The 4,521-nt window shown below is 50.1% G+C and carries 4 protein-coding genes; 1 reads left to right on the forward strand and 3 read right to left on the reverse strand.

Annotated features, from left to right (window positions below; translation table 11 throughout):
* Positions 1-621: glycoside hydrolase family 15 protein (locus tag VN105_RS24665; RefSeq protein ID WP_325645250.1), on the forward strand; the 621-nt coding region annotated here is incomplete at its 5' end.
* 56 nt (positions 622-677) lie between these two features.
* On the opposite strand, the gene VN105_RS24670 is transcribed toward VN105_RS24665, so the two are convergent.
* The 3 genes from VN105_RS24670 to VN105_RS24680 all read right to left on the reverse strand — a co-directional run.
* A complete protein-coding gene (locus VN105_RS24670) occupies positions 678-2,864 on the reverse strand; it encodes a bifunctional alpha,alpha-trehalose-phosphate synthase (UDP-forming)/trehalose-phosphatase (protein WP_325645252.1) in 2,187 nt (728 codons plus the stop codon).
* Positions 2,865-3,096: 232 nt separating this feature from the next.
* The gene (locus VN105_RS24675) at positions 3,097-3,996 is read right to left on the reverse strand and encodes an EamA family transporter (protein WP_325645254.1); all 900 of its coding nucleotides are present in this window, start codon (positions 3,994-3,996) and stop codon (positions 3,097-3,099) included.
* A partial coding sequence (locus VN105_RS24680) for a CGNR zinc finger domain-containing protein (RefSeq protein ID WP_325645256.1) occupies positions 3,993-4,521 on the reverse strand: 529 nt, incomplete at its 5' end. The genes VN105_RS24675 and VN105_RS24680, both read right to left, overlap by 4 nt.

A 4,521-nucleotide genomic window follows, 5' to 3' on the forward strand; every position in this document is an offset into this window, starting at 1 on the left:
GCCGGTATCTGGGAGTTCAGGAACATGGCTAACGTGCACTGCTACACGAACCTGTTCCAGTGGGCCGGCTGCGCAGCCGCCGAAAAAATGGCCCGCACCATCGGCAATGAAATATTGCTGCAAAAAGCTATTGAACTGAAGAACCGCGCAGCTGCTCATATTGAAAGCTGCTACGACCCGGTGAGAAAAGTATATACCAATGCCGCCGGCAGCCAGCACCTGGACGCCAGTACCCTCCAGCTGATCATGATGAACTACCTGGACCCCGCGTCTGAACGGGCCCGCGATCATCTTATTGCATTGGAAAAAGAACTGAAAACACCGGAAGGATTATTTTACCGCTATCGCCACTCCGACGATTTCGGTAAACCCAAAACCACTTTCCTCGTGTGTGCGTTCTGGTATGTAGAAGCCCTCGCCTGTGTGGGCCGGCTCGAAGATGCCCAGCGGGAATTTGGCAAACTGCTGCAATACTCTAACCACCTGCTGCTTTTCAGTGAAGACGTGGAGTCGGATACCGGCAGCCAGTGGGGCAATTTCCCCCAGGCTTACAGTCACGTGGGACTGATGAATGCGGCCTATCGCATTGCTATGAAACTGGATACCCCCATTTTTATATAGGTAGATTTGTATATAAATTAAAGGAGAGGAGTTTTGTGCTCCTCTCCTTTTGTTATTTAAACGCTTTCCCGGTTACGTAAGGTTCTCAGCAAATGCCGCACCTCATGATAACTTCGCAGGTAATACTGCGCGGCAGATACCTGGCTGCCTACTTTAACGGTAATCGCTTTATGCGGAAGCGCTTTGAAGATGTCTTCGTCTGTAACATCATCGCCCATTGCCATAATGAAATCGTACTTTTTATGATTCAGCCAGCTTAGCGCGGCTTTACCTTTATTTATTTCCACGTTCTTCACCTCTATCACTTTATCGCCGGGCAATACCTGCAGTCCTTTCTCCACGGTGAAGTAACGCAAGGTGTTCATCAGTTCATTGGCGCGTAACTCGCCGAGGCCGGATTCCACTTTGCGGTAATGCCATACCAGTGAGAAACTTTTTTCCTCGATAAAAGCACCAGGGGTACGGTCGGCAGCCAGTTCCATGATAGGCCGCAGTTCCTTCTTCCATTTATCTGTAAGGCCGGGCAGCTGATACCACTCTCCTGCTTTGGTTTTTTGCCAGGCGCCGTGTTCTGCAATGAGATCCAGTTTCAGGTGGCCAAACCACTCTCCCAACGTTTCATGGTTCCTGCCACTGATCATCACCAGGTCGTTGCCCGGTATGGCCGCCAGCTCCCGGAGCAGCTGGTACAGGTCCGGATCGGGCGATGCCATATCAATATTGGGCTGGAAACCCACCAGGGTGCCGTCATAATCCAGGAAGATGATCCGTTTTTTGCTGTTGAAATACTGTTGCCGGATCAGCACTGCTGTTTCCTGGTTCACGCGTCGCGCCAGCATATTCTGCTGCATTTCGTTCACTTCCTGCAAACGGGTCATAAACAGCTTCACCCAGTGATTGATATTGAACTTCGCCACCACGGTGCGCATTTGTTTCATGCGGCGTTGCTGCTCTGCCAGTGGCATGTTCAAGGCGTCTACAATAGCGCGGGTGATGGCGCCGATGTTGTTCGGGTTTACGATGATAGCATCAATTAATTCTTTAGATGCCCCTGCCATCTCGCTCAGGATCAATACGCCATCATTGTTGTTGCGACTGGCAACATACTCCTTGCTCACGAGGTTCATGCCGTCGCGCATAGGGGTCACCAGGCAGATGTCTGCAAAATTGTAGAGGGCTGATAATGTTTCCAGCGGGAACGAACGGTAGAAGTATTGAATGGGATGCCAGGCCAGGGTGCGGAAACGGGCGTTGATATTTCCTACCTGTTTATCTATCTCATCGCGCAGTTCTTTGTATTGCGGCACCTGGTCGCGCGAGGGCACTACTATCATATACAGCACTACTTTCCCGATGTATTCGGGATGCAGCTGCAGCAGCAGTTCAAAAGCCTGGAGCCTTTGCAGGATCCCTTTGCTGTAGTCAAGCCGGTCGATGGACAACACGAGGCGGTCGTTATGGAAGTTTTCCTTCAGGTTCGTTATCTGTTGCAGCACTTCCGGGTCGCTGCCCATCTCTGCATATTTATTGAAGTCGATGCCCATGGGAAATGTTTCCACTACAATTGCCCGGTCGTTATACGACACCACGTTGGCGGTAGTATTCACCGGCAGGATACGGCTGGCAGCGTTGAGAAAATGGCGGGTATCATCAAAAGTATGAAAGCCCATCAGATCGGCGCCCAGCATACCTTCCAGGATCTCTGCCCTCCATGGGATGAGGCGGAATAATTCGAAAGACGGGAAAGGGATGTGCTGGAAGAAACCGATGGAAATCTCCGGCATCTCTGCACGGATCATTCCGGGTAGCAACAGTAACTGGTAGTCGTGAATCCAGATGATATCTCCGGGTTCCGCTACTTTCATAATAATATCCCTGAATTTTTTATTTACCTGGTAATAGGCGTCCCAATAACCCTGTTCATAGTGGGCATAAACAGCCATATAGTGGAAAACCGGCCACAGTGTTTCATTGGAAAAACCTTCGTAGAAGTTATTGATTTCCTCCTGTGTCAGGTAAACCGGCATCAGGTTCATTTTCCGCAACTGTTTGGTTACTTTCTCCTGTTCTTTCTGGTCGGTGATCTCCTGTCCGGGCCATCCTATCCAGATATTATTTCCTTCACGGTAAATGGATCCCAGCCCTGTTGCCAGTCCTCCTTCGCTGGGTTGAAGGGCATAATCCCCGTCTGCTTCTGTAATCTTTACTGGTAACCTGTTCGATACAATAATAGTCTTTCGCATAGTCAGTTTATATAATCTATTGTCTAATTACATTCAATTGGAATAGCACCAACAAAACAAAAAATGCACCCAAAAGAGCGGAACCTACATATATAAATAAATACAATGCTGCTGCAATGGCTATGGTTCATCAACAGGGTTTATCCGGAGCGGATAAGGGCCAAACCTGTATATGTGTGAGAATGCAAGATAAACATTATCAGGGGGAAAAGGAAGTAAAATATCTCCCTTGCTATGATTTACGGCCCAGCGTCATTAATACCACCCCGCAAATAACGATAGCAGCAGCGATACCAATTAACGAGGTGATGGCTTCATTACCAATGGCCCATCCGAGGAAAAGGGCCACAATAGGGTTAATATAGGCATAGGTAGCGGTGAGTCGCGGCGGCGCGTTTTTCGATAACCAGCTGTAAGAGGTGTAGCCTACCAGTGAACCGATGAATACCAGGTAGAGATAAGCCTGCCAGGCTTCAGCGGTCATCAGCGGTAATTTAGCCATTCCACCGGGTTCCAATACAAAACTCACCAGCAGGGAAAACACCCCGCCAGACAACATCTGGATGGCCGTGCTGGTAATTTGTGTGGGCATGGGTAGTCGCGGCACCAGCAAAGTGCCTGCCGCCCAGCAGATATTTCCTCCCACAATAACGATCACCGGCCATAAAGGAAACTGCCGTGCCTCGTGGTGAACAAATGGATTAAACAGCAGGAACAACCCGGCAAACCCCACCACGATGCCAAGCATGGTCATGCCTGATGGCCGTTGCTTACTAAAGAAAGCCCAGTCCATACCCATGATCCAGGCGGGCATAGCAGCCACTATCAGCGCCACGATCCCGGAAGGCATATAATTCACCGCCAGTGCTACCGTAGTGTTCCCGATACCGATCAGCAGCACGCCCACAAAACAGGCGGCGATAAGTTGCCGCCGTTCCGGCCAGGCTTTTTCCCTGAGCGCGCCAACCAGCAACAGGATGCTGCCTGCTACCAGGAAACGCATGGACGATAAAAGAAAGGGCGGCACTACCTTCGTGGCTATCTTCATTCCCAGGTAAGTGGAGCCCCATATAATATATACCGCCAGGAGGCAGAAGATCAGTTTTGAAGACAATACGCTTTTCCCGTTCATGGTTGCTTTCTTTTGGTACGCTGATAGTTCCGGGTTACTTTACTTACATCCCCGCAGGTGCTCATGCTGCACCATTTGCGCGATCCGTTACGGCTTTTATCCAGGAAAAGCCATCCGCAGGCGGGGCATTCCTTTACTTCCGCCAGCCGGCCGGAAGTGAATAATTCCACTGCCGATTTTACAGGCCACCAATATACCTGCTCCAATGCAGGCGCATTGAATTGTAAGGTACCTGCCCCGGCCTGCCAGCCGATCTCAATATTGGCGTAGGCCTCCCCTATGTAGGTATTGAACTGCATGCCGTCGGCAGCTGCAGGTTTCTTTTTTGCCAGGCCGGTGGTAAATAACCGGTGCAGCAATTCCCTCAACGCAATGCTTTTCTCAAAAACCATGGCTGCCTTTTGCGGGTAGTCTTTCGCCAGCCGCTCCAGGGTATGGATAATTTTGGGAGATAAAGCCCGGGTATGCCCATACCATTCCAGCAGGTCTTTAAAACCGTTGAGATAATTATGCGGTATTCCTTTC

The sequence above is a fragment of the Chitinophaga sp. genome, from assembly GCF_035564935.1.
Taxonomy (GTDB): domain Bacteria; phylum Bacteroidota; class Bacteroidia; order Chitinophagales; family Chitinophagaceae; genus Chitinophaga.